At 74.3% G+C, this 25,228-nt stretch carries 19 protein-coding genes; 9 read left to right on the top strand and 10 right to left on the bottom strand.

The window, feature by feature from the left end; all coding sequences use genetic code 11:
* Positions 1 to 14: 14 nt before the first annotated feature.
* Positions 15 to 431, bottom strand: a complete 417-nt coding sequence (locus tag ACPC54_RS30990) for a TOBE domain-containing protein (RefSeq protein WP_498969561.1) — start codon at positions 429 to 431, stop codon at positions 15 to 17.
* 117 nt (positions 432 to 548) lie between these two features.
* Positions 549 to 1,751 (bottom strand): ROK family transcriptional regulator, encoded by a 1,203-nt coding sequence (locus ACPC54_RS30985; RefSeq protein WP_498969559.1) that lies wholly within the window; start codon positions 1,749 to 1,751, stop codon positions 549 to 551.
* A gap of 120 nt (positions 1,752 to 1,871) precedes the next feature.
* On the opposite strand from ACPC54_RS30985, the gene ACPC54_RS30980 reads away from it, so the two are divergent.
* The 7 genes from ACPC54_RS30980 (at position 1,872) to ACPC54_RS30950 (ending at position 8,071) form a co-directional block, all read left to right on the top strand.
* The gene (locus tag ACPC54_RS30980) at positions 1,872 to 3,125 is read left to right on the top strand and encodes an MFS transporter (RefSeq protein WP_498969558.1); all 1,254 of its coding nucleotides are present in this window, start codon (positions 1,872 to 1,874) and stop codon (positions 3,123 to 3,125) included.
* 91 nt (positions 3,126 to 3,216) lie between these two features.
* The gene (locus ACPC54_RS30975; protein ID WP_498969556.1) at positions 3,217 to 3,651 is read left to right on the top strand and encodes a dienelactone hydrolase family protein; all 435 of its coding nucleotides are present in this window, start codon (positions 3,217 to 3,219) and stop codon (positions 3,649 to 3,651) included.
* Between the two features lie 84 nt (positions 3,652 to 3,735).
* The gene (locus tag ACPC54_RS30970; RefSeq protein ID WP_498969554.1) at positions 3,736 to 4,464 is read left to right on the top strand and encodes a TVP38/TMEM64 family protein; all 729 of its coding nucleotides are present in this window, start codon (positions 3,736 to 3,738) and stop codon (positions 4,462 to 4,464) included.
* A gap of 89 nt (positions 4,465 to 4,553) precedes the next feature.
* A complete protein-coding gene (locus tag ACPC54_RS30965) occupies positions 4,554 to 5,069 on the top strand; it encodes a DinB family protein (protein WP_498969552.1) in 516 nt (171 codons plus the stop codon).
* A gap of 291 nt (positions 5,070 to 5,360) precedes the next feature.
* The gene (locus ACPC54_RS30960) at positions 5,361 to 5,753 is read left to right on the top strand and encodes a cell division protein SepF (RefSeq protein WP_052706523.1); all 393 of its coding nucleotides are present in this window, start codon (positions 5,361 to 5,363) and stop codon (positions 5,751 to 5,753) included.
* A 153-nt stretch (positions 5,754 to 5,906) separates the two neighbouring features.
* Positions 5,907 to 6,515, top strand: coding sequence for a TetR/AcrR family transcriptional regulator (locus tag ACPC54_RS30955; RefSeq protein WP_498969551.1), 609 nt, complete (start codon positions 5,907 to 5,909; stop codon positions 6,513 to 6,515).
* A complete protein-coding gene (locus ACPC54_RS30950) occupies positions 6,512 to 8,071 on the top strand; it encodes an MFS transporter (protein ID WP_498969550.1) in 1,560 nt (519 codons plus the stop codon). Before ACPC54_RS30955 ends, ACPC54_RS30950 begins: the two co-directional genes overlap by 4 nt.
* Before the next feature lie 64 nt (positions 8,072 to 8,135).
* Here the strand turns inward: ACPC54_RS30950 and ACPC54_RS30945 are convergent, their stop codons facing one another.
* The 3 genes from ACPC54_RS30945 to ACPC54_RS30935 all read right to left on the bottom strand — a co-directional run bounded on the left by ACPC54_RS30945 (position 8,136) and on the right by ACPC54_RS30935 (position 13,076).
* Entirely contained in the window at positions 8,136 to 10,601 is a 2,466-nt protein-coding gene (locus ACPC54_RS30945) for a SpoIIE family protein phosphatase (RefSeq protein ID WP_498969549.1), read from the bottom strand.
* Positions 10,602 to 10,749: 148 nt separating this feature from the next.
* Complete coding sequence (locus tag ACPC54_RS30940) at positions 10,750 to 11,370, bottom strand: TetR/AcrR family transcriptional regulator (RefSeq protein WP_498969547.1); 621 nt, start codon at positions 11,368 to 11,370, stop codon at positions 10,750 to 10,752.
* A gap of 104 nt (positions 11,371 to 11,474) precedes the next feature.
* Positions 11,475 to 13,076, bottom strand: coding sequence for a 4-coumarate--CoA ligase family protein (locus ACPC54_RS30935; protein WP_498969545.1), 1,602 nt, complete (start codon positions 13,074 to 13,076; stop codon positions 11,475 to 11,477).
* 235 nt (positions 13,077 to 13,311) lie between these two features.
* Here ACPC54_RS30935 and ACPC54_RS30930 point away from each other — a divergent pair, with 235 nt between their 5' ends.
* Entirely contained in the window at positions 13,312 to 13,989 is a 678-nt protein-coding gene (locus tag ACPC54_RS30930; protein ID WP_498969544.1) for a hypothetical protein, read from the top strand.
* Positions 13,982 to 14,701, top strand: a complete 720-nt coding sequence (locus ACPC54_RS30925; protein ID WP_498969543.1) for a class F sortase — start codon at positions 13,982 to 13,984, stop codon at positions 14,699 to 14,701. Before ACPC54_RS30930 ends, ACPC54_RS30925 begins: the two co-directional genes overlap by 8 nt.
* A gap of 14 nt (positions 14,702 to 14,715) precedes the next feature.
* Here ACPC54_RS30925 and ACPC54_RS30920 read toward each other — a convergent pair whose 3' ends face one another.
* The 5 genes from ACPC54_RS30920 to ACPC54_RS30900 form a co-directional block, all read right to left on the bottom strand.
* Complete coding sequence (locus tag ACPC54_RS30920; RefSeq protein ID WP_498969541.1) at positions 14,716 to 15,888, bottom strand: acyl-CoA dehydrogenase family protein; 1,173 nt, start codon at positions 15,886 to 15,888, stop codon at positions 14,716 to 14,718.
* A gap of 13 nt (positions 15,889 to 15,901) precedes the next feature.
* Positions 15,902 to 17,887, bottom strand: a complete 1,986-nt coding sequence (locus ACPC54_RS30915; protein WP_498969708.1) for an ATP-binding protein — start codon at positions 17,885 to 17,887, stop codon at positions 15,902 to 15,904.
* A 29-nt stretch (positions 17,888 to 17,916) separates the two neighbouring features.
* Positions 17,917 to 19,515, bottom strand: coding sequence for an acyl-CoA carboxylase subunit beta (locus ACPC54_RS30910; RefSeq protein WP_498969540.1), 1,599 nt, complete (start codon positions 19,513 to 19,515; stop codon positions 17,917 to 17,919).
* Positions 19,512 to 21,233 carry an acyclic terpene utilization AtuA family protein gene (locus ACPC54_RS30905; protein WP_498969538.1) on the bottom strand — a complete coding sequence of 574 codons (1,722 nt, stop codon included), beginning with the start codon at positions 21,231 to 21,233 and terminating at the stop codon, positions 19,512 to 19,514. The genes ACPC54_RS30910 and ACPC54_RS30905 overlap by 4 nt, the downstream gene beginning before the upstream one ends.
* A gap of 279 nt (positions 21,234 to 21,512) precedes the next feature.
* A partial coding sequence (locus ACPC54_RS30900; RefSeq protein WP_498969537.1) for a beta strand repeat-containing protein occupies positions 21,513 to 25,228 on the bottom strand: 3,716 nt, incomplete at its 5' end.

Raw genomic sequence — 25,228 nt, 5'->3', positions numbered from 1 at the left:
GGCAGCGCGGTGGCTCAGCGCCGCTCGATCATCACATTGGTGGACTTGATGACCGCCGTGGCGGGCGCGCCGGGCACCAGGTTCAGCTCCTCCGCCGACTCCCGGCTGATCAGCGACACCACCCGGAACGGCCCGGCCTGGATCTCCACCCGCGCGGCCACGTCGCCGAGCAGCACGTCGGTGACGATCCCGGGGAAGCGGTTGCGCGCCGAGGACGGGCGCCCCTCCCCCTCGGAGGCCTCGGAGCGGGCCAACTCGCGGGCGAACGCGGCCAGTTCGGCGCCGGGAATGATCCGGTGCCCGTGCTCGTCGCGCGCGGCGGCGAGCCGCCCGGCGTCCACCCAGCGCCGCATCGTGTCGGCGCTGACGCCGAGCAGTGCCGCGGCCTCGCCGATCCGGTAGGGGTTGACCGGCTGGTCGGCCTGGCCCATGTACGACTCCTGACGCTGGTTCGAGGGGCGACGGAACGCGCCGCGGCGCCCCCGCTCATCCTGCCGCACCGGGGCCACCGCGGTCGCCCTCGGGCCCCACCGCGAAGGCGAACCGCCTTACGGTTCGCCGAAGAGGTCCCGCCGGGCGGCGTCCCCGGCGGTGAGCACGGCCCCGGCGAGCACCGCGCCGCCGCCCGCCGTACCGGCCCGCACCTCGGTGCGCAGCGGGGAGAGCCGGGCGAGCCGTCGTTCGACCCGCGCGGCCAGTTCGTCCCCGCCGGCCCGGCCGAGTTCGCCGCCGAGCACCACGCAGCCGGGGTCGAGGACGACGCAGACGGCGGCGGCGCCGAGCGCGATCCGCTCCGCCAGCTCGTCCAGGAAGGCCCCGCCGGGCTCTCCGGTCCCGGGCGCGGCCAGCGCGGCGCGCAGGACGGCCTCGGCGGCGGACGCGTCCCCGGCCGGGTCGGCGGGCAGGCCGTGGGCGCGGGCGAGGGCGCAGACGGCGGCGCTGCCGACCAGGTCGTGGAAGCCGCCCTGGCAGCTGTCGGCACTGGGCAGGCCGACGGTGCCGGGGACGGGCAGGAAGCAGATCTCGCCGGTGCCGCCGGAGAAGCCGCGGCGCAGCCGCCCGTCCAGGACGACGGCGGCGCCGACGCTGTGGCCGAGCCAGAGGAGCACGAAGGTGTCGCGGTCGCGGGCGGCGCCGAGCCGGTACTCGGCCTGCCCGGCGAGGTTGACCTCGTTCTCCAGGATCACTTCGACTCCCGGCAACTCCCTTAGCGCGTCGAGGAGTTCGGCGTGCCAGACGGGCAGGTCGCCGGTGCTGTGGAGCCGGCCGGTGGCCGGGTCGACCAGCCCGGGGGCGCCGACCGCGACGGTGTGCAGCCGCTCGACGCCGGCGCCGCGCGCGGTCTCCCGCAGGACGTCGACGATCCGGGCGGCCGTGCCGGGCCCGGCGGCGCCCTCGACCGGGATCTCGGCGGTGGCGAGGGTGCGCCCGGCGAGGTCGGCGACGACCAGACTGACACCGCCCGAGCGGACGTCGAAGGCGGCGAGGTGGGCACGGGAGGCGACGAGCGCGTAGACCCGGGCGTTGGGGCCGCGCCGCTGTTCGCCGCGTTCGCCGGCCAGGGCGACCAGGCCGGTGCGCTGGAGGCGGTCGAGCAGGTCCGCGACGGTGGGCCGGGACAGGCCGGTGAGGTCGCGCAGCTCGGTCGCGGTCAGGGGCCCCTGTTCGAGGAGCAGGTTGAGCGCCAGCCGGTCGTTGATCGCCCGGGCGGTGCTCGGCGTGGCCGTGCGCGCGGTGGTCGCGGTGGTCATGGCGGCTCATCCTTCCAGACGGTTTCTATCAGGGTCCCTTCCTGATAATTTATCGAACCGTCCGCCCCACGGCTCCGCCACGACGCGGACCATCCACCCGCGACCGGGAGGGAACGCCGGATGGCACACCCCACCGCACCATCGGCACCATCGGCCCACGAACCGCTCGCCGCCCCGCGCCGCGCCAGGACGGCCATCGCGCTCGTCTTCGCCGTGCACGGCGCCGTCGGCGGCACCTTCGTCACCCGCATCCCCTGGCTGCAGGAACGCCTCGACCTCTCCCCCGGCCGGCTCGGCCTCGCCCTGGTGATGCCCGCCATCGGCTCCTCCCTGGCGATGCCGCTGGCCGGGCGGGTCGTGCACCGCTACGGCGGCCGGGCCGCCGTCCGCGGGCTCGTCTCGCTCTGGTGCCTCGCCCTCACCCTGCCCGCGCTCGCCCCCGCGCTGCCCGCGCTCTGCGCCGTCCTGCTGCTGTACGGCGCCACGGCGGGCATGGCGGACGTCGCGATGAACGCGCAGGGCGTGGAGATCGAGCAGCGGCTCGGCCGCTCGATCATGTCCGGACTGCACGGCATGTGGAGCGCCGGCGGCCTGCTCGCCTCCGGCTTCGGCATCCTCGCCGCCCACCTCGACCTCGACGCCCGGCTCCAACTCGCCGTCACCGCGCTCGCACTGCTCGCCCTCGCCCAGCCCGTCTGCCGGGGCCTGCCCGACCTGCGGGCCGCCGAGGAGGCCGAGGCGCCGCCGCGCTTCGCCCTGCCGCCGCGCAGCTCGCTGGTGATCGGCCTGGTCGGCTTCTGCGCGGTGTTCGCCGAGGGCGCGTCGATGGACTGGAGCGGCGTCTACCTGCGGGACGTCACCGGCTCCACGGCCACCGTCGCCGCCGCCTCGTACACCGCCTTCTCGCTCACCATGGCCGTCAGCCGGCTCGCCGGGGACACGGTGATCCGCCGGCTCGGCGCCGTCCGGGCCACCCGGCTCGGCGGCGCCGTCGCCACCGCCGGCGGCCTGCTGGTGGTCACCGCCGACCACCCGGCCCTCGCCGTCCCCGGCTTCGCGCTCATCGGCATCGGCGTCGCGGTGATCGTCCCGCTCGCCTTCGCGGCCGCCGGCCGGATCGGAGGCAACGCCAGCCAGGCCATCGCGGGCGTCGCCACCGTCACCTACACCTCCGGCCTGATCGCCCCCGCCGTCATCGGCGCCCTCGCCCAGGCCACCTCACTGACCGTCTCCTTCGGCCTGGTCACCGCCCTGTGCTGCGCCCTGCTGCTCGGCGCCGGGGCACTGCGCCTCGGCGAACCGAACGCGGCGAAAGGAATCGTGACCGAACTGCCGCCGAAAAGCGCTTCCGGGAAAAATATTCCGGCGCTATGATCGGCATTCTCCAGGACATTCCCCGCTAATCTCGCCGACCGCCGGGTGCCACCGCGCCCGGCGGTTTTCGCTGTCCGCGAGAGGAAATCCCGTGTGCTACGACCCGGACGCCGCCCCGCCCGCCTTCTCCCCCGCCCTCCGGCCGCTCGCCGAGGCCGCGCCGCTCACCCTGATCTCGGCGGACGGCACCGAATTCGCCGCCTTCCTGGCCCGCCCCGAGTTCGCCACCGGTCCCGGTGTGCTCGCCCTCCCCGACAACAAGGGAATGTCCGCGTTCTACCGGCACACCGCCGCCCGGCTCGCCGAACAGGGCCACCCCGCACTCGTCCTCGACTATTACGGGCGGACGGCCGGAGCCGATCCGGAAAACCGCCCGGCGGAATTCGGCACCATGCCGGTTCTGCTCCCGCACCTGCTCGCCCTCACCCCCGAGGGCCTGGACGCCGACCTCACCGCCGCCCTCGACGCCTGGCACCGGGTGCTCGCCTTCCTCCGCACGGCCGGCGCGGAGCGCACCGAGCACTGAGCGGCCGGTGCCCGCCCGTCGCCCGCGACCGGCGGGCGCGGCCCGGCGGGCCGCGCGCTCCCCCGTGCGGGTTAGGCTCGGCCGGTGCCCGTGACCACCGCCGCCGCGCCGTCCGCCGTCGACCAGGACGACCCGCACGACCACGCCCCGACTGCCCCGGCGGCCTCGCCGTGGTGGCGGTTCGCCCTGCTCGTGCTGCTGCTCGGCGCCGCCGCCGGCTCGCTGCTGCTGTGGAGCCCGACCGAGCTGCTGAACGGCGGCCTCGCCGACCGGCTGCCCGGCTACTGGTTCGCGCCGCTGTTCGCCGCCGTCTACGCGGTCGGCACGCTGGCCTTCGTCCCCCGCCCCGCGCTGAACGCCGCCGCCGGGCTGCTGCTCGGCGTCAAGGAGGGCGTGGCGCTGGCGGTGCTCGGCACGACGCTGGGCGCGGTGGTGGCGTTCGGGCTGGCCCGCTGGCTGGGCCGGGACGCGATGCGCCCGTTCCTGCGCGGCAAGGTGCTGGGCGCGCTGGACCGGCGGTTCACCGAGCAGGGCTTCCGCAGCGTGCTGGTGCTGCGGCTGCTGCCGGGGATGCCGTTCCAGGCGGGCAACTACGGCGCGGCCTTCTCCGGGGTCGGCTTCCTGCCGTTCCTGGCGGCGACGGCGATCGGCGTGGTGCCGACCACGGCGGTGTACGTGACGGCGGCGGCGAGCGCGGGCAAGCCCGGTTCGGCCGCCTTCCTGGTGTCGGCCGGGGGCGTCGCGGTGCTGGTGCTGGGCAGCCTGGTGGGGTTCTGGCGGGCCGCCCGGGCCCGCCGCCGGCGCACGGCCTGACCGCCCCCGGCCCGGGCGGGCCTCGACGACGGCGACGGCGGACCGAAATCCGCTGGCCGCCCGCCGACCGCCCCGCCAGGATGGGCGATATGACTGAACTCGACCCGCGCGTCGACGCGCCGATGGTGGCCGACGAGACCGCGATGCTCACCGCCTGGCTCGAATTCCACCGCAGCACCCTCGCCCTCAAGTGCCAGGGCCTGACCGACGACCAGCTCCGCCTGCGCTCCGTCCCGCCGTCCAACCTCTCCCTGCTCGGCCTGGTCCGGCACATGGCCGAGGTCGAGCAGCACTGGTTCCAGCGCGTCCTGCTCGGGACCGAGCTCCCGGAGGGCATCTTCTGGACGAAGGAGGACGAGGACGGGGACTTCAACGGCGTCGACACCGCGGACGTCGCCCACGACTTCGCCGCCTGGCGCGCCGAGATCGACGCCGCCCGCCGCGCCGCCGAGGGCCTGTCGCTGGACACCGTGGCCGAGCGGCCGCGCCGGGGCCAGGAGGTGACGCTCCGCTGGATCCTGGTGCACATGATCGAGGAGTACGCCCGGCACAACGGACACGCGGATCTGCTGCGCGAATTGGTGGACGGCTCGACCGGGGACTGAGCCGGGACCGAACCGGGGCGAAATCGTTTCCGCATTGTTGACAGAAGGTCAATTGCGCGGTGGCCGTGACCGATATGGTCTACGCGCGCAACCGTACGATGTGCCCACGCGTCGGTGATGGTGCCCGGGCTCGCCCGGGTTTCCGGCGCGGCACGACTCGTACGGAGGTCGCGAGCGGGCACGGGACCGGTGAACAGTGCGATACTCGGACAGTTCCGACGAGTGGATGACGTGTCAAGAAGGACACCCACCCCCGGGGGACCAGGACGGGACGAGGCAGGGAGGCGCGGCATGGGAGCACTTCGCGACGAGCACCACAACGGGTGGCTGATGCCCTCGGGGAACTACCCGGCCGCGGTGTACGACGACGAGTGGGTCGATCAGGAGACGGTGCCGTCCGTCCCCGCGCCCGCGAAGATCGTCTCCCTGCGGCCGACCGGATTCGAGGCCGCGCGGACGGTCGGCGAGCACATCCGGGCGAGCACCCCCGTGGTCATGGACCTCACCGAGATGGACGAGGCCGAGGCCAAGCGCATGGTCGACTTCGCCTCCGGGCTGATCTTCGGCACCCGGGGCGGCATCGAGCGGATCGCCCGCCGGGTGTTCCTGCTCACCCCGGCGGACGTCGAGGTGATGGTGATCGACCGCCCGCTGGACGACACCGGCTTCTACAACCAGAGCTGACCGGGCCGTACGGCCGCAGCAGCACCCCGGACCGGGGACGGCGCACTCGCCGTCCCCGGTTTTGCTGTCCGCAGGCCCGGACGGCGGTGGTCCGATTGAGACTCGGGAACAAATTCTGAGACGTCCATGTCTCATTCGGTCTACACTGGTCTCATGGCCACCGATCGCGACACCGTCCTGGAAGCCGCCGTCGGCGTGCTCTCCCGCCGCCCGACCGCCCACCTGGACGAGATCGCGCGCGCCGCGGGCATCAGCCGCGCCACCCTGCACCGGCTCTTCCCTGGCCGCGAGGCGCTGATCCTGGAAGTCGGGATGCTCGGCCTGCGGCGCTTCGCCGCCGCGCTGGACACCGCCGCCGTCGAGGACGGCGACGCCCAGGCCGCGCTGCGCCGCCTGGTGGACGCCGCCGTCCCGGACGCCGCGCTGTGCGCCTTCCTGGCCGGCGAGAACCAGCTCTACGACGACGACCGGCTGAACGACCTCTGGGAGGTCCAGATCGCCCGGCTGCACGCGCTCTTCCTGCGCGGGCAGCAGCAGGGCGTCTTCCGGATCGAACTGAGCGCCGCCTGGCTGAGCGAGGCCTTCTTCGACCTGGTCGCCGGTATCGGCTGGGCCGTCCAGGACGGCCGGCTCGCCCCGCGCGACGCCGCCTTCTCGCTGGCCGAACTGTTCCTCGGCGGGGCCCTGCGCCACCCTCACCCCGCCCCCGCCCACACCCCGCAGCACACCCCGGACCGGAAACCGGAAACCGATACGCCATGAGCACCGCCCTGACCACCCGCCAGCGCTGGACCGGCCTCGCCGTCCTCGTCCTGGCCGTCACCGTGGTCGCGCTCGACGCGACCGTGCTGTCCCTCGCCATCCCCTCCATCAGCGAGACGCTGCGCCCCAGCGGCACCCAGCTGCTCTGGATCGGCGACTCCTACTCCTTCGTGCTGGCCGGCCTGCTGGTCAGCATGGGCGCGCTCAGCGACCGGATCGGCCGCAAGAAGCTGCTGCTGACCGGCTCCGCCGCGTTCGGCGCCGCCTCGCTGCTGGCCGCCTACGCGCCCGGCCCCGGCTGGCTGATCCTGGCCCGGGCGCTGCTCGGCGTCGCCGGGGCGACGATCATGCCGTCCACCCTGTCGCTGATCCGCGGCCTCTTCCCGGACGACCGGGAGCGCGCCACCGCGATCGGCATCTGGGGTGCGGCGGCCACCGCCGGCGCCGCGCTCGGGCCGATCGTCGGCGGGGCGCTGCTGGAGCACTTCTGGTGGGGCTCGGTGTTCCTGCTGAACATCCCGGTGCTGCTCCTGCTGCTGGTGCTCGGTGCCCGGCTGCTGCCGGAGTCGCGGGACCCGAAGCCGGGCCGCTGGGACGTGCTGAGCGTCGCGCTGTCCATGGCCGGGGTGATCGGCGTGGTCTACGCGATCAAGGAGGCCGCGGCGCACGGCGTCGCCCGCTGGGACGTCCCGCTCGCCTTCGTCGTGGGCGCGGCCGCGCTGACCGTCTTCGTCCGCCGCCAGCTGCGGCTGGAGACCCCGCTGCTGGACGTCCGGCTGTTCGCCGACCGGCGGTTCACCGCCGCCGTCACGGCCTCGCTGATCTCGCTGGTCGGCGTGTCCGGGGTGGTCTTCGTCAGCTCGCAGTACCTGCAGCTGGTGCGCGGCTACGGGCCGCTGCAGGCGGGCCTGGCGGAGCTGCCGGCCTTCGTCGGCTCGGTGGCCGGCGGTCTGCTGACCGCCCGGCTGGCCCGGCGTTTCGGTGCCCGGGCGCTGCTGGCCGGCTGCCTGCTCGCGATGGGTCTGGGCATGGCCGTGCTCGGCTTCCTCCAGCGGGACACCGCCTACCTGGTGCTGGCCGCCTCCTTCCTGGTGGTCGGCACGGCCGAGGGCGTCACCTACACCCTCGGCGCCGGCCTGGTGCTCACCGCCGCGCCGGCCGACAAGGCCGGGGCCGCCTCGGCGGTCTCGGAGACGGCCTACGAGCTGGGCACCGCGCTCGGCATCGCGCTGGTCGGCTCGGTGGTCGGCTCGATCTACGCGAGCGGGCTGACCGTCCCGGCCGCCGTGGACCCGGCCACGGCCGCCCGGGCCGGCGAGTCGCTGGGCGCCGCCGTCGAAACGGCGCAGGGGATGCCGGCCGAGGTCGCCGGGCCGCTGCTGGCGAGCGCGAAGGACGCCTTCGTGCACGGCATGAACAGCGCCGGCCTGCTGGCCACCCTGCTGCTGCTCGGCGCGGCGGCGATGGCCTGGCGCCTGCTGCGCGGGGAGAAGCGCCCCGCCGGGGCCGAGGCGACCGAGGTCACCGCTCCGGCGCCCGAGAAGATCGACGCCTGACCCTCGAACGTGTCCGACCAGCCCGAACGCCGGCCCCCGCGACGAGCGGGGGCCGGCGCCGTGCTCAGGACGCGCCGAAGGGCAGCTCCAGCTCCGCCCAGACCACCTTGCCGTCCCGGGTCAGCCGACTGCCCCAGCGCTGGGCCAGCTCGCTGACCAGGAACATCCCCCGCCCGCCCTCGTCCTGCTCGGCGAAGGGGCGCAGCTGCGGGGTCTGGCCGCCCGCGTCGGAGACCTCGACGGTGAGCACCCGGTCGCGGAACAGCCGCAGCCGGCGCGGGGCGTCGGCGTGCAGCAGGGCGTTCGTGACGAGCTCGCTGACCAGCAGCTCGGCGTAGTCGGCGAGGGCGCTCAGGCCCCAGCTCTCCAGGGTGGCGCGGGTGAAGCGGCGGGCCTGGCCGGGCACCCGGCCGCCGCCGGTGAGCGGGAGGGTGGCGATCCGGTCGGCGGGCAGCGGCAGCACCCGGCCCATGATCATCGCGATGTCGTCCTCGGTGCCGTCGGTGACCAGGGCGGCGAGCACCGCGTCGCAGCTCTCCTCCAGGGTGTGGCCGGGCTGGGCGAGGGTGGCGGCGAGCAGGTCGATGCCCTTGTCCAGGTCCTCGCCGCGCCGTTCGACCAGGCCGTCGGTGTACAGGGCGACCAGGCCGCCCTCGGGGATGGTGAACTCGATCGACTCGAAGGCGACCCCGCCGACGCCGAGCGGTACCCCGGGCGGCACCGAGACCCGCCGGGCGACGCCGTCCGGGCCGACCCAGACGGGCGGCAGGTGGCCGGCCGAGGCGACCTGCACCGTGCGGTCCAGCGGGTCGTACACCGCGCAGATGCAGGTGGCGAACTGGCCCTCGCCGATTCCGGAGGCGGTTTCGTCCAGCCGGGTGAGCACCTGCTCGGGCGGCATGTCGAGGGTCGCCAGGGTCCGGGCGACGGTGCGCAGCTGGCCCATGGTGGCGGCAGCCCGGATGCCGTGGCCCATCACGTCGCCGACCACCAGGGCGACCCGGCCGCAGGACAGCGGCACCACGTCGAACCAGTCGCCGCCGACCTCGCTGACCACGCTGCTGGGCAGGTAGCGGTAGGCGATCTCCAGGCCGAGGGTGCGATGGATCTCCTGCGGCAGCAGGCTGCGCTGCAGGGTGAGGGCGGTCTCCCGTTCCCGGCGGTAGAGCCGGGCGTTGTCGAGGGCCAGCGCGGTGCGGGCGACCAGTTCCTCGGCGAGGGCGACGTCGGCGTCGGTGAACGGCTCGGGGTTGCGCATCCGGATGAACTCGGAGCCGCCGAGCACCATGCCCCGGGCGATCAGCGGCACCATCAGGTACGAGTGGATGCCGGCCGCCATCCCGGGGGCGACCCGGTCGTCGCTGGAGACCAGGCCGCGCAGCACCTCCTCGGTGACGTGGGAGCGCAGTAGCGGGCGGCCGCTGCGCAGGCACTGGATGTAGCTGCGCTCGGGGGCGTACTCGGAGGCCTCTCCGACGACGTCCACGGCGCCCCCGAGGCCGGACTCGTAGGCCTCGCCGACCGCGACGGCGCGCAGGGTGACCGGCCGGTCGGTGGGGATCTGGGTGGGCTCGGAGCCGCGCAGCACCGGCTCCAGCAGGTCGACGGTGGCGAAGTCGGCGAACCGGGGGACGACCGCCTCGATCAGCTCCTCGGCCGTGCGGGTGAGGTCGAGGGTGGTGCCGATCCGGGCGGTGGCCTCGGCGATGGTGGCGAGGCGTTCCTGGGCGCGGGCGGCGCGGGCCTCGGCCTGGAAGCGCTCGGTGACGTCGATGATCGAGGAGGCGACGCCGAAGACCTTGCCGGTGGAGTCCTCCAGCCGGAAGTAGGAGGCGGACCAGGCGCGGTCCCGCCGGGGGTCGCCGGGGACGCGGCCGTGCGAGCGGGCGTCGACCACGGGCTTGCCGCTCTTCAGTACCTGACGCAGGATCTGCTCGACCTCGCCGGTGTTGATCCCCGGCAGGACGGCCGATATCCGGCGGCCCAGGTGCGCGGAGGCGGGGACGCCGTTCATCCGGGCCAGTGCCTCGTTTATCCGCACGTAGCGCAGGTCGGTGTCGTAGACGGCCATGCCGATCGGCGAGCGGCCGAAGATGCCGTCGAGGACGGCCAGGTCGGCCTCGACGGCGTGCAGGGCGCGGGTGTCGGAGGCGGTGGCGAGCAGCAGCAGGGTGCCGTTCGGGCCGGCTATCGGGTAGGTGCGGAACTCCAGCTCGACCGTGTGGCCGTCGCGGTGGCGGACCGGGAAGACGAAGGAGGAGCCGACACCGGCCATGATCCGCTGGAAGAGGCCCAGGACGGAGGAGCGGTCGTCCTCGTCGGCGAGCAGCTGCGCGGCGTAGCTGCCGACCGCTTCCTCGGAGGTGTAGCCGAGCAGGGCCTCGGCGTCCTCGCTCCAGTGCAGGATCAGTCCGTCGCCCTGGAGCAGGGCCGTCGCGAGCGGGACGAGTCGGTGGCCTTCGGCGCGCGCCGGGGCACCGCTCGGTGCGAGGCCGGCGGCGTCGGTCGCGTCCCAGTCGTGTCCGTGCATGATCAGGCAGCACCCCGGTTCGGCTCGTGCCCGGTCGGGTGGGCCTCGCGGTCCGTGCCGGCCGGGATTCTTCTCCAGACTGCACGGACATCGGCCGCCCGGCGACCCCTTGGTCAGGAGTAGTCCGGCCGCTGACGGTGTACGGGCGTCATGGGCGTACCGGGCGCAGCGTACTCTGCAGCAGGCCCGCCCACTGCCGGATCACTCCGGAACGTCGATGACTGTCGTCGGTGAGCAGGTTGGCGAGACCGAGGCCGCGGGCGAGGTCGAGGGTGGCCTGCACCGATTCGCGCACGCCGGGGCGGGTCTCGTCGGCGTCCAGGAACTCGACGGCGGCCCGGTGGGCCTCCCGGCCGACGCGGCCCTCCAGGGCGACGATCCGCTCGCGCAGGGCGTCCTCGGTGGCGGCGGCCGTCCACAGGTGCAGGGCGGCGCGGAACAGCGGGCCGGTGTAGAGCTGGACGATCATGTCCACGACGGCCAGGGTGCGGTCGGGGCCGGCGGCCGGCAGCTGGTCCGCGTGGGCGCGGACGGCTGCCAGCCGCTCGGCGGTGACGTGCTCGACGGCCGCGGTGAACAGGTCCTCGCGGGTCGGGAAGTGGTGCTGGGCGGCGCCCCGGGAGACGCCGGCCCGCTCGGCGACCACGGTGACGGTGGAGCCCTGCCAGCCGAGCTCGGCCAGGCACTCGACGGCCGCCGCGAGCAGCCGGGCGCGGGTGGCGCGGCTGCGGTCCTGCTGGGGGGTTCGCACGGCGGGGTGGCTGGTCATGGCTGGCGGTGGTTCCCGTTCCGGTGGGGTCGCTGTCGGTGGAGGTACGGCGGGTCGATCCTCACAGACGGTCCGCCGTCCTCGGACGCCGGGGCCGGGGGTGGTCAGCGGGTGGCCCCGGCGCGCGCGGCCTCCCGGGCCCGCAGTTCGCGGCGCAGGATCTTGCCGGCCGCGGACTTGGGGACGGCGTCGACGAACTCCACCGCGCGGATCTTCTTGTACGGGGCGACCTGCCCGGCCACGTACCAGGTGACCTCCTGCTCGGTCAGCGAGCTGCCGGGGGTGCGCACCACGAAGGCCTTGGGGCACTCGGTGCCGTCCGCGTCCGGGACGCCGATCACGGCCGCGTCGGCGATCTGCGGGTGGGCGAGCAGCACGGCCTCCAGCTCGGCGGGGGCCACCTGGTAGCCCTTGTACTTGATCAGCTCCTTGACCCGGTCGACGATGTACAGGTAGCCGCGCTCGTCCACGTAGCCGACGTCGCCGGTGTGCAGCCAGCCCTCGGCGTCGATCATCGCCGCGGTGTCGGAGGGGCGGCCGAAGTAGCCCTTCATCACCTGCGGGCCGCGGATCAGCAGTTCGCCGCGCTCGCCGGGGCCGAGGTCGCCGTCGCTGCCGTCCAGGGCGGCGACCCGCAGTTCGGTGGAGGGGACCATCCGGCCGACCGAGCCGGGCGAGGGGTCGGTCTCCTTCGGGTTGACGACGTGGGTGGTCGGGGACAGCTCGGTCATGCCGTAGCCCTGCAGCAGGTGCGGCAGGCCGAGGCGGCGGGCGCACGCGTCGGCGAGCTCCGGGTCGAGCGGGGCGGCCGCGCACAGCAGGTACTCGACGGAGGAGAGGTCGAAGCGGTCCACGACGGGGTGCTTGGCCAGGGCGAGGGCGATCGGCGGGGCGATCACCAGGCCCTGGACGCGTTGCTCCTCGACGGTGCGGCAGAACTGCTCCAGGTCGAAGCGGGGCAGCACGACGACGGTGGCGCCGCAGCGCAGCGGCTGGTTCATCAGCGCGGTGAGGCCGTAGATGTGGAAGAAGGGCAGCACGGCGAGCATCCGCTCGCCCTCCTCGGGGCGGAACAGGGGGTCGCACTGGGCGAGGTTGGTGGAGACCGAGCGGTGGGTGAGCATCACGCCCTTGGGCAGGCCGGTGGTGCCGCTGGAGTAGGGGAGCACGGCGATGTCCCGACCGGGGTCGATGTCGACCTCGGGGGCGGGGCCGGTGGCGGCCAGCAGGTCGGCCAGCGAGCGGTGGCCCTCGGCGCCGTCCAGGACGATGACCTCGGCCAGCGGCCGTCCCTGTTCGGCGAGCAGTTCGGCGGCCCGGCGGGCGGTCGGCAGGAACGGGGAGACGGTGACCAGCCAGCGGGTGCCCGCGTCGGCGAGCTGGCCGGCCAGTTCGCCGGGGGTGGCGAGGGAGGAGACGGTGGTGACGGTGGCGCCGGCCCGGGTGGCGCCGTAGAAGGCCATCGGGTAGGCGGTGCTGTTGGGGCTGAACAGGGCCAGCACGTCGCCCTGGCGCACCCCGGCGCCGGCCAGTCCGGCGGCGATCCGCTCGACGGAGGCGGCGAGCCGCGTGTAGCTGGTGCTCTCGCCCGTGATGCCGTCGACCAGGGCCGGGCGGTCGCCGTGCCGGGCGGCGTGGCCGAGGACCGCCTGATGGATCGGCAGGTCGATCGGCTCGACGTCGGGGAACTCGCTTCGGAACACCAAGGTAGGCCTCCACTATGGAAGTTGAAGCTGAAACGAGAGCCGGCGGAGGGTCTGGGCGGCCACCGGCCCGGGGCGCGTTCAGGAGCATACGGATCCCCGGGGCCGCCGCTGGGCCATTGTGGGGAACCCGGCCCGGAGTGCGCGTGGCGCGTTGGCCGCCGGGGGCGCACAACAGCACGGTGGTACGCCATGGCCGCCCGCCCGGGTGCGGCCCCGAAGTCTGGAGCGACCCACCGTGAGCCCCCTCTCCCCTCCCCTGCCGTCCGCTCGCCGCCTGCTCGCCGCCGCCACCACCGCCGCCGTCCTCGTCCTCGGCGGCGCCCCGGCCGCCTTCGCGGCGCCGGGCGACAACGGCGACGTGAAGGTTCACAACGACACCACGCCCGTCGACGACACCCGCGACGAGCCCAAGGTCTGCAAGTTCTACCTGGACGCCTTCAACTTCGACACGGTCCAGCAGGTCAACTGGGCGATCGAGCAGCAGCCGCCGACCGGCACCGCGCAGGTGCTGGCCGGGTCGATCAGCCTCACCAACGGCACCGGCGCGACCGGCGTCTTCACCCTCCCGAACGGGCACTACAAGCTCGAATGGACGTTCGTCGGCGAGACCGGCACCGCGAAGCAGAAGGTCTTCGAGGTCTCCTGCGCGACCACCTCGCCCTCTCCGTCGCCGTCCCCGTCGAGCTCGCCCTCGCCGAGCGGCTCCCCGTCCCCGTCCGGCTCCCCGTCGCCGAGCGGCAGACCGAGCGTCTCCCCCAGCCACGGCGGCGGGCCCACCGGCGGCGTCGGCACCGGCGGTGGCGGCACCTCCGGGCCGAACACCCCCGAGGTGCTCGGCGGCTTCGCCCTGATCGCCGGCGCCACCGGACTGGGCATCCGCGCCGTCCGTCGTCGCGACGGGCGTCATGCCTGATCCTGACCGGCCGCCGCGCTCGCGGCGCCTCGGCCCCGGCCCGCTGCGGGCCGGGGCCGTCGCCGTCGCCCTGACCGCCGGGGTGTGGCTGGTGCTGGACGGCGGCGAGGGCCGGGGCGGCCCCCCGCTGCCGCCACCGGCCGCCGCGCGGGCGGCCGGCCCGGCGTCGGTCGCGCCGGGCGCCGGCACGCCGTCACCCGTCCCCACCGCCACCCCCTCGCCGGCCGCGCCCGCCACGCCCGGCTTCCCGCCGCTGCCCGCCTCCGCGCCGACCCGGATCCGGATCCCGGCCATCGACGTCGACGCCCCCGTGACCGGGCTCGGGCTGACCCCCGACCGGCAGCTGGCGACCCCGCCGATGGCGCAGCGCAACCTGGCCGGCTGGTACCGGGACGGCGCCGCGCCCGGCGCCGCCGGGACGGCGATCGTCGTCGGGCACGCCGACAACCGCAGCGGGCCGGCGGTGTTCTACCGGCTCGGGCTGCTCCGGCCCGGGCACACCGTCGAGGTGGTCCGCAAGGACCGGCGGACGGCGGTGTTCACCGTCGACTCCGTCCAGGTGTTCCCGAAGAAGGACTTCCCGAGCGGCCTGGTCTACGGGGAGACCGACCACGCCGATCTGCGGCTGATCACCTGCGGCGGGAAGTTCGACCGGCACACCGGGTACGAGGCCAACACCGTGGTGTTCGCGCACCTCAGTTCGGTCCGGTAGCCCGGTCCGCCGGCTCAGTACGACCTGGGCAGGCCGAGGGTGTGCTGGGCGACGTAGTTGAGCACCATCTCGCGGCTGACCGGGGCGACCCGGGCCACCCGGGAGGCGACCAGCAGAGCGCCCAGCCCGTACTCCTGGGTGAGGCCGTTGCCGCCCAGGGTCTGCACCGCCTGGTCGACGGCGTGGGCGGCGGCCTCGCCCGCCGCGTACTTGGCCATGTTGGCGGCCTCCCCCGCGGCGAGGTCCTCGCCCGCGTCGTAGAGCAGCCCGGCCTTCTGGGCCATCAGCCGGGCCAGCTCGACCTCCACGGCGCACTGGGCGAGCGGGTGCGCCAGGCCCTGGTGGGCGCCGATCGGGGTGGACCAGACGGTGCGGTCCTTGGCGTAGTCGACGGCCCGGCCGAGGGCGTGCCGGGCCAGGCCGAGCGCGAACGCGGCGGTGAGGATCCGCTCGGGGTTGAGCCCGGCGAACAGCTGGAGCAGGCCGGCGTTCTCGTCGCCGACCAGGGCGTCGGCGGGCAGCCGGACGTCGTCCAGGAACACCTGGAACTGCCGCTCGGGGGCGACGATCTCCATCGGGATCGGCCGGTACTCGAAGCCGGGGGTGTCGCGCGGGACGACGAACAGGCAGGGCTTGAGCTTGCCGGTGCGCGCGTCCTCGGTGCGGGCGACGAACAGCACCGCGTCGCACTGGTCGATGCCGGAGATGAACACCTTGCGGCCGGTCAGCAGCCAGTCCTCGCCGTCCCGGCGGGCGACGGTGGTGATCCGGTGCGAGTTGGAGCCCGCGTCCGGCTCGGTGATGCCGAACGCGAACCTGCGGCTGCCGTCCGCCAGTCCGGGCAGCCAGCGGCGCTTCTGCTCCTCGGTGCCGAAGCGGGCTATCACGGTGCCGGAGATCGCCGGGGAGACCACCATGAGCAGCAGCGGGCAGCCCGCCGCGCCCAACTCCTCCAGCACGATGGCCAGATCGGTGATGCCGCCGCCTCCGCCGCCGTACTCGGCGGGCAGGTTGACGCCCAGGTAGCCGGCCTTGCCGGCCTCCGCCCACAGTTCGTCGACGGGTTCGCCGGCGCGGGACTTGGCGAGGAAGTAGTCGGAGCCGTAGCGACGGGCGAGGTCGGCCACGGCCTGGCGCAGGGCGCGGCGTTCGGGGGTTTCGAGGAGCTGGCTGCCGGTGGCGGGCATGTGCGGTCCTTCCTCAGGCTTCTCGGGGGGCTTTCTCGGGGGTGTCGGTGGCCGTCTTGACGACGGCGAGCAGGGCGCCCAGCTCGACCTGGTGACCGGGGGCGGCGCGCAGTTCGGTCAGCACGCCGTCCGCCGGGGCGGCGACGCGGTGCTCCATCTTCATCGCCTCCAGCACGAGCAGCGGCTGCCCGGCGGTGACGGTGTCGCCCACGGCGGCGGTGACCCGCACCACGGTGCCGGGCATCGGGGCCAGCAGGGCGCCGGGGTCGGTCTGCTCGGTGGGATCGGGGAAGCGTGGCAGGGCGGTCAGCGCCAGGCCGCCGGTGGGGGTGTCGACGTACACCCGGTCGCCGTGCCGGGCGACCCGGTAGCCGCGCCGGATGCCGTCCTCGCGCAGCACGACCCGGTCGGGGGCCGCCTCGACCAGTTCGGTGCCGGGGTGGCCCTCGGCCCGCAGGCCGTCCCGGGTGAGCCGGTAGCGGATGTCCGACTCGGCGCCGGTGTCGGTGCGGTAGCGCTTGAGCTGGGGCTGGGAGGGCAGGTTGCGCCAGCCGGACGGCAGGGCGGTGTGGAGGGCGGCGTGCGGCCCGGTGGTGCGCGCGGCGGCGTCGGCGAGGGCGGCGGCCAGCGCGGCGCGGTCGGTGCCCGCCCGGTCCGGGGCGGTGAGCTCGGCGGCGTGCTCGGCCAGGAAGCCGGTGTGCAGGCGGCCGGCCAGGAAGGCCGGGTGGCGCACCGCGCGGACCAGCAACTCCCGGTTGGTGGCCGGGCCGTGGACGCGGGCGCGGGCGAGCGCGTCGGCCAGTCGGCGGGCGGCGGCCGCCCGGGTCGGCGCCCAGGCGATCACCTTGGCGAGCATCGGGTCGTAGTGCGGGGTGATCTCGTCGCCCGCCGCGATCCCGGCGTCCAGCCGCAGCCCGGCCGCGCCGCTGCTGGTGAACTCCTCGTGCCCGGCGGCGAGTTCGAGCCGGTGCAGGGTGCCGGTGGCGGGCCGCCAGCCGTTCGCCGGGTCCTCGGCGTAGAGCCGGGCCTCGATCGCGTGCCCGGTGGTCGGCGGCGGGGTCGGGCCGGGCAGCGAACCGCCCTCGGCGACGGCCAGTTGGAGCGCGACCAGGTCGAGCCCGGTGACCGCCTCGGTGACCGGGTGCTCGACCTGGAGGCGGGTGTTCATCTCCAGGAACCAGAACCGGCCGTCCTCGCCGAGCAGGAACTCGGCCGTGCCGGCGCCGACGTAGCCGATCGCCCGGGCCGCGTCGGCGGCCGCCGCGTGCAGCCCGGCGCGCACGGCGGGCGAGAGGCCCGGCGCGGGCGCCTCCTCGATCACCTTCTGGTGGCGCCGCTGCAGCGAGCAGTCGCGGTCGCCGACCGCCCAGACCGTGCCGTGCGCGTCCGCCAGCAGCTGCACCTCGACGTGCCGGCCGCTCGGCAGGTAGCGCTCGCAGAACACCTCGGCCGAGCCGAACGCGCTCGCCGCCTCGGCGCCGGCCGCCGCCAGCGCCTCCGGCAGCTCGGCGAGGGTGCGCACGACCCGCATGCCGCGCCCGCCGCCGCCCGCCGCCGCCTTGACCAGCAGCGGCAGGTCGGCCTCGGTCGGCTCGGTCAGCGCGCCGAGCACGGGCACCCCGGCCCCGGCCATCAGGCGCTTGGCGGCGGTCTTGGAGCCCATCGCGGCGATCGCGGCGGGCGGCGGGCCGACCCAGGTGAGGCCCGCGTCCAGCACGGCGCGGGCGAACTCGGCGCTCTCGGACAGGAATCCGTACCCGGGGTGGACGGCGTCGGCCCCGGCCGCGAGCGCGGCGGCGACGATCAGGTCGGACCGCAGGTAGGTGTCGGCCGGCGCGGCGCCGGGCAGCCGGACGGCGGCGTCGGCCTCGCGCACGTGCGGGGCGCCGGCGTCCGGGTCGGAGTGCACGGCGGTGGTGGCGATGCCGAGGTCGCGGCAGGTCCGGAAGACCCGGCGGGCGATCTCGCCCCGGTTGGCGACCAGCAGGTTGGTGATCATGGATTGGGTGAACATCGGTCGGAGATCCCTCACATCCGGAAGACGCCGTAGCCGCGCGCGCCCTCGACCGGCGCGTTGTGGATCGCGGACAGGCAGAGGCCGAGCACCGTACGGGTGTCGCGCGGGTCGATCACGCCGTCGTCGTAGAGCCGGCCGGACAGGAACACCGGCAGCGACTCGGCCTCGATCTGCTGCTCGACCATCGCCCGGATCGCCGCGTCGGCGTCCTCGTCGTACGGCCGGCCCTTGGCCGCCGCCGACTGGCGGGCCACGATCGACAGCACCCCGGCGAGCTGCTGCGGGCCCATCACGGCGGACTTGGCGCTCGGCCAGGAGAACAGGAAGCGCGGCTCGTACGCCCGGCCGCACATCCCGTAGTGGCCGGCCCCGTACGAGGCGCCCGTCAGCACCGACAGGTGCGGCACCCGGGAGTTGGCGACGGCGTTGATCATCATCGCGCCGTGCTTGATGATGCCGCCCTGCTCGTAGTCCTTGCCGACCATGTAGCCGGTGGTGTTGTGCAGGAACAGCAGCGGGGTGTCCCGCTGGTTGGCCAGCTGGATGAACTGGGCGGCCTTCTGGGACTCCTCGCTGAACAGCACACCCTGCGCGTTGGCCAGGATGCCGACCGGGTAGCCGTGCAGGCGGGCCCAGCCGGTGGCCAGGCTGGTGCCGTAGCGCGGCTTGAACTCGTCGAAGTCGGAGCCGTCGACGATCCGGGCGATCACCTCGCGCGGGTCGAAGGGCACCTTGAGGTCGCCGGGGACGATGCCGAGCAGCTCCTCCTCGGCGTACTTCGGCGGCTCGGCGAGCCGGTCCGGGTGCGGGCCGGGCTTGCGGTGGTCGAGCCGGGCGACGATCCGGCGGGCGATCCGCAGCGCGTCCGCCTCGTCCACGGCGAAGTGGTCCGCCAGGCCCGAGGTGCGGGCGTGCATCTCGGCGCCGCCCAGCGACTCGTCGTCGGCCTCCTCGCCGGTGGCCATCCTGACCAGCGGCGGGCCGCCGAGGAACACCTTGGCGCGGTCCTTGACCAGCACGGTGTGGTCCGACATGCCGGGCACGTAGGCCCCGCCGGCCGTCGAGTTGCCGAACACCACGGCCACGGTGGGGATGCGGGCGGCGGACAGCCGGGTGAGGTCGCGGAACAGCGCCCCGCCGGGAATGAAGACCTCCTTCTGGCTCGGCAGGTCGGCGCCGCTCGACTCGACCAGGTTGACCAGCGGGAGCCGGTTGGCGAGCGCGATCTCGTTGGCCCGCAGCGCCTTGCGCAGCGTCCACGGGTTGCTGGCACCGCCGCGCACCGTCGGGTCGTTGGCGGTGATCACGCACTCGACGCCCTCGACCACCCCGATGCCGGTGACCAGCGCCGCGCCGACCGGGTACTCGCTGCCCCAGGCGGCCAGCGGGGACAGCTCCAGGAACGGCGAGTCCTGGTCGAGCAGCAACTCGATCCGCTCGCGGGCCAGCAGCTTGCCGCGCCCCCGGTGGCGCTCCACGTACGAGGGGCCGCCGCCGGCCAGCGCCTTGGCGTGCTCCTCGTCCAGCTCGGCGAGCTTGCCGAGCATCGCGGCGCGGTGCTCGGCGTACTCGGGCCCGGCCGGGTCGAGGCGGGTGTGCAGGACGGTCACGGGGTGGCCTCCGGGCTGTCGGTCGGGGTGCTGTCGAGCAGGCTGGTCGGGATGTCGAGGTGTCGGGAGCGCAGCCACTCCCCCAGCGCCTTGGCCTGCGGGTCGAAGCGGTGCTGCGCCGCGACGCCCTCGCCGAGCAGGCCGGTGACGGTGAAGTTCACTGCGCGCAGGTTCGGCAGGAGGTGCCGGACGACGGGCAACTCGGCGGTCTCGGGCAGCAGTTCGCGCAGCCGGTCGACGGTGAGGGTGTGCGCGAGCCAGCGCCAGCCGTCCTCACCCCGAGCCCACACGCCGAGGTTGGCGTCGCCACCCTTGTCGCCGCTGCGGGCGCCGGCCACCAGGCCGAGCGGGGCACGCCGGGTCGGCCCGGCGGGCAGCGGCTCGGGCAACTCCGGTGCCACCTGGCCCGGTTGGCAGGTGACCGGCGCCGGCGGGACGGCGATCCGGCGGCCGTCCGGCAGCACCGCGGTGTGCTCGACGGCCTTCGCGTCGACGTACGCGGCGGTGAACACCCCGTACGGCGCGCCCGGGCCGGGCGGGGCGGTGAGGTGGAAGCCGGGGTAGCCAGCCAAGCCCGACTCCACGGCGGCCCTGCCGAGTTCACGGCCGACCTTGGCCGGATCCCGGTCCCGGGCGGTGAGCCGCAGGTACGCCGAGGCGGTCTCCTCGGTGTCGGCGTCCGGGTGGTCGGTCCGGGCGAGCGTCCAGCGCAGCTCGGCCGGGCGGGCCGCGGGCGGCAGGGCGGCCTCGAACTGCCGCCGGACCAGGGCGGCCTTGGCGTCGATGTCCAGGCCGGTGAGGACGAAGACGACCTCGTTGCGGTGGCCGCCGAGCCGGTTGAGCCCGACCTTGAGGGTGGCGGGCGGGGCCTCGCCGCGCACCCCGTCGATCCGGACCCGGTCCGGGCCGTCCGCGGTGAGCCGGACGGTGTCCAGCCGGGCGGTGACGTCCGGGCCGAGGTAGTGCGCCCCGCCGGTCTCGTACAGGAGTTGGGCGGTGACGGTGCCGGTGGTGACGGCGCCGCCGGTGCCCGGGTGCTTGGTGATGACGCTGGAGCCGTCCGGGTGCAGCTCGGCGATCGGGAAGCCGGGGTGGGTGACGTCGTGCTCGCGGAAGAAGGCGTAGTTGCCGCCGGTGGCCTGGGCGCCGCACTCCAGGACGTGTCCGGCGACCACCGCCCCGGCCAGGGCGTCGAGGTCGGCGGGCGTCCAGCCGAAACGGGCGATCCCGGGGCCGGCGACCAGCGCGGCGTCGGTGACCCGCCCGGTGACGACGACGTCCGCGCCGCCGTCCAGGCAGGCGGCGATGCCGAACGCGCCGAGGTAGGCGTTGGCGGCCAGCAGCCCTTCGGGCAGGCCGAGTTCGGCGCGGCGCGGGAGCAGGTCGTCGCCCTCGACGTGCGCCACGACCGCCCCGATGCCCAGCCGGTCGGCCAGCTGCCGCAGCTCCTCGGCGAGCCGGGCCGGGTTGAGGCCGCCGGCGTTCACCACGATCCGCACCCCGCGCTCGTGCGCCAGGCCGAGGCACTCCTCCATCTGGCGCAGGAACGTCCGGGCGTACCCGAGCGACGGGTCCTTCAGCCGGTCCCGGGCCAGGATGAGCATGGTCAGCTCGGCCAGGTAGTCCCCGGTGAGCACGTCCAGCGGGCCGCCGGTGAGCATCTCCCGCACCGCCGCGAAGCGGTCCCCGTAGAAGCCCGAGGCGTTGCCGATCCTCAAGCCTGCCCGTCCGCGCTCCAATGCGCCTCCCCTGCCCGAGAGTTGGCGGCACACCGGGACGGGCGCCGTCGCGCAGCAGCCTGGCACCGCCCGGAGAAAAAAGCAATCATGCCTGCTTGTTTTTTGCCCCTGACGCGGCCGGCGCATCGGCCGCACCGCTGTGACTGGAAGCGACAGGTGGCGGTTGGAACCGCTAACTGGCGGCTACGCCGCTCTCGCCACCCCCGGACATGCCTCACCCGGGCCGGCCCGAAGGCCGACCCGGGTGAGTTCATGTGCTCAGAGCACTATCTGGGCGTGGATGGGTGACGTGGAGCCGTTGAAGCTGGGGTTTCCGGCGTAGACGGCGATCAGCGCGTGGATGCCGACGCCGAGGTCGGTGGTGGTGAAGGTGGCCACGCCGCCGGAGAGGGTGGCGTGGCCCAGCAGGGTGGCGCCGTCGAAGAACGTCACCTTGCCGGTGGGGGTGCCGGCCCCGGGGGCGGTGGCGGTGACGGTCGCTGTCAGGGTCACCAACTGCCTGTGCACCGACGGGTTCGGCGCCGAGGTCAGCGCCGTGGTGGTGCTGGCCTCAGCGACCGTCTGCTTGAAGGTCGCCGAGGTGGAGGTGTTGTAGTTGCCGCTCCCGTTGTAGGTGGCCCTGATCGGGCGCACGCCAACACTGAGGGCGGCAGTGGTCAGGGTGGCTACGCCGCCGGACAGGGTGACCGGCGCCTGGGGGATGCCGCCGATGAAGAACGTGACCGTGCCGGTGGGGATTCCGCCCCCGGGGGCGACGACGCTGACGGTCGCCGTCAGGCTCACTGGCTGGCCGAACACCGAGGGGTTCGGCGCAGTAGTCACCGTGGTGGTGGTGTTGGCCTTGGTGACGGTCTGGGCGTCGACGGGCGAGGTGGAGCCGTTGAAGCTGGTGTCGCCGCTGTAGGCGGCGGTGAGGGCGTGGGTGCCGACAGCGAGGTCGGAGGTGGCGAAGGTGGCCACACCCGCGACGACAGTGCCAGTGCCCAGCAGGGTCGCACCGTCGAAGAACGACACCGTCCCGGTCGGGATGCCGTCCACGGAGGTGACGGTGGCGGTCAGCACCTTCGCCTGGCCGAACACCGACGGGTCGGGCAGGGACGTCAACACCGTTGTGGTGTCGGCCTTGGTGACCGTCTGGGCGTCGACGGGGGAGGTAGAGCCGTTGAAGGCGGTGTCGCCGCTGTAGACGGCGGTGAGGGCGTGGGTGCCGACAGCGAGGTCGGAGGTGGCGAAGGTGGCCACGCCCGCGACGACAGTGCCAGTGCCCAGCAGGGTAGCGCCGTCGAAGAACGACACCGTGCCGGTGGGGGTGCCGGCTCCGGGGGCGGTGGCGGTGACGGTGGCGGTCAGCACCTTGGGCTGGCCGAACACCGACGGGTCGGGTGCCGAGGTCAACACCGTTGTGGTGTCGGCCGTGGTGACCGCCTGGGCGTCGACGAGGGAGATGGAGCCGTTGAAGCTGGGGTTACCGGCGTAGACGGCGGTGAGGGCGTGGGTGCCGACGCCGAGGTCGGTGGTGGTGAAGGTGGCCACGCCCGCGACGACAGTGCCAGTGCCCAGCAGGGTAGCGCCGTCGAAGAACGACACCGTCCCGGTGGGGGTGCCGGCACCGGGGGCGGTGGCGGTGACGGTGGCGGTCAACACCTTCGCCTGGCCGAACACCGACGGGTCGGGCAGGGACGTCAACACCGTGGTGGTGTCGGCCTTGGTGACCGTCTGAGTGATGGTCGCCGAGGTGGAGGTGTTGTAGTTGCCGCTCCCGTTGTAGGTGGCCCTGATCGGGTGCACGCCAACACTGAGGGCGGCAGTGGTCAGGGTGGCTACGCCGCCGGACAGGGTGACCGGCGCCTGGGGGATGCCGCCGATGAAGAACGTGACCGTGCCGGTGGGGATGCCGCCCCCGGGGGCGACGACGCTGACGGTCGCCGTCAGGCTCACTGGCTGGCCGAACACCGACGGGTCGGGCAGGGACGTCACCACCGTTGTGGTGTCGGCCGTGGTGACGGTCTGGGCGTCGACGGGTGAGGTCGAGCCGTTGAAGCTGGTGTCTCCGCTGTAGACGGCGGTCAGCGCGTGGGTGCCGACAGCGAGGTCGGTGGTGGTGAAGGTGGCCGTGCCGGTGGCGTCCAGGGTGGCGGTTCCCAGCGGGGTCGCGCCGTCGAGGAAGGACACCGTGCCGGTGGGGGTGCCGGCACCGGGGGCGGTGGCGGTGACGGTGGCGGTCAGCACCTTCGCCTGGCCGAACACCGACGGGTCAGGCAGGGACGTCAACGCCGTAGTGGTGTCGGCCGTGGTGACGGTCTGGGCGTCGATGGGTGAGGTGGAGCCGTTGAAGGCGGTGTCTCCGCTGTAGACGGCGGTGAGCGCGTGGGTGCCGACGCCCAGAGCCGAACTGGTGAAGGTGGCCGTGCCGGTGGCGTCCAGCGTGGCGGTTCCCAGCGGGATCGCGCCGTCGAGGAACGACACCGTCCCGGTGGGGGTGCCGGCACCGGGAGCCGCCGCGGTGACGGTGGCGGTCAGCACCTTCGCCTGGCCGAACACCGACGGGTCGGGCGCCGAGGTCAACACCGTAGCGGTGTCCGCCGTGGTCACGGTCTGGGCGTCGATGGGTGAGGTGGAGCCGTTGAAGGCGGTGTCTCCGCTGTAGACGGCGGTCAGCGCGTGGGTGCCGACAGCGAGGTCGGTGGTGGTGAAGGTGCCGGTGCCGGTGGCGTCCAGGGTGGCGGTTCCCAGCGGGGTCGCGCCGTCGAAGAACGACACCGTGCCGGTGGGGGTGCCGGCTCCGGGGGCGGTGGCGGTGACGGTGGCGGTGAGGACCTTGGGCTGGCCGAACACCGACGGGTCGGGCGCCGAGGTCAACGCCGTGCTGGTGTCCGCCGTGGTGACGGTCTGGGCGTCGATGGGTGAGGTGGAGCCGTTGAAGGCGGTGTCTCCGCTGTAGACGGCGGTCAGCGCGTGGATGCCGACGCCCAGAGCCGAACTGGTGAAGGTGCCGGTGCCGGTGGCGTCCAGCGTGGCAGTGCCCAGCGGGGTCGCGCCGTCGAAGAACGACACCGTCCCGGTGGGGGTGCCGGCCCCGGGAGCCGCCGCGGTGACGGTGGCGGTCAGCACCTTCGCCTGACCGAACACCGACGGGTCGGGCAGAGACGTCAACACCGTGCTGGTGTCAGCCGTGTTGACGGTCTGGGTGTCCACCGGAGAGGTCGAGCCGTTGAAGCTGGTGTCGCCACCGTACACGGCGGTCAGCGCGTGGGTGCCGACAGCGAGGTCGATGGTGGTGAAGGTGCCGGTGCCGGTGGCGTCCAGCGTGGCGGTGCCCAGCAGGGTGACGCCGTCGAAGAACGACACCGTCCCGGTCGGGATGCCGGCACCGGGAGCCGCCGCGGTGACGGTAGCGGTCAGCACCTTCGCCTGGCCGAACACAGACGGGTCAGGCAGGGACGTCAACACCGTAGTGGTGTCCGCCATGTTCACGGTCTGGGTGTCCACCGGAGAGGTCGAGCCGTTGAAGGCGGAGTCGCCACCGTACACGGCGGTCAGCGCGTGACTGCCCACGCCCAGAGCCGAACTGGTGAAGGTGGCCGTGCCGGTGGCGTCCAGCGTGGCGGTTCCCAGCAGGGTGGCGCCGTCGAAGAACGACACCGTCCCGGTCGGGATGCCGGCACCGGGGGCGGTGGCGGTGACGGTGGCGGTGAGGACCTTGCCCTGGCCGAACACCGACGGGTCGGGCGCCGAGGTCAACGCCGTCGTGGTGTCCGCCGTGTTCACGGTCTGCGCGTCGACGGGGGAGGTGGAGCCGTTGAAGCTGGTGTCTCCACCGTACACGGCGGTCAGCGCGTGACTGCCCACGCCCAGAGCCGAACTGGTGAAGGTGCCGGTGCCGGTGGCGTCCAGCGTGGCGGTGCCCAGCAGGGTGACGCCGTCGAAGAACGACACCGTCCCGGTCGGGATGCCGGCACCGGGAGCCGCCGCGG

The organism is Kitasatospora sp. NPDC094028, from assembly GCF_049543595.1.
Lineage (GTDB): Bacteria > Actinomycetota > Actinomycetes > Streptomycetales > Streptomycetaceae > Kitasatospora.
Note: the sequence above shows the minus strand (reverse complement) of the source record. Positions and strands in the feature narration are given on the sequence as shown.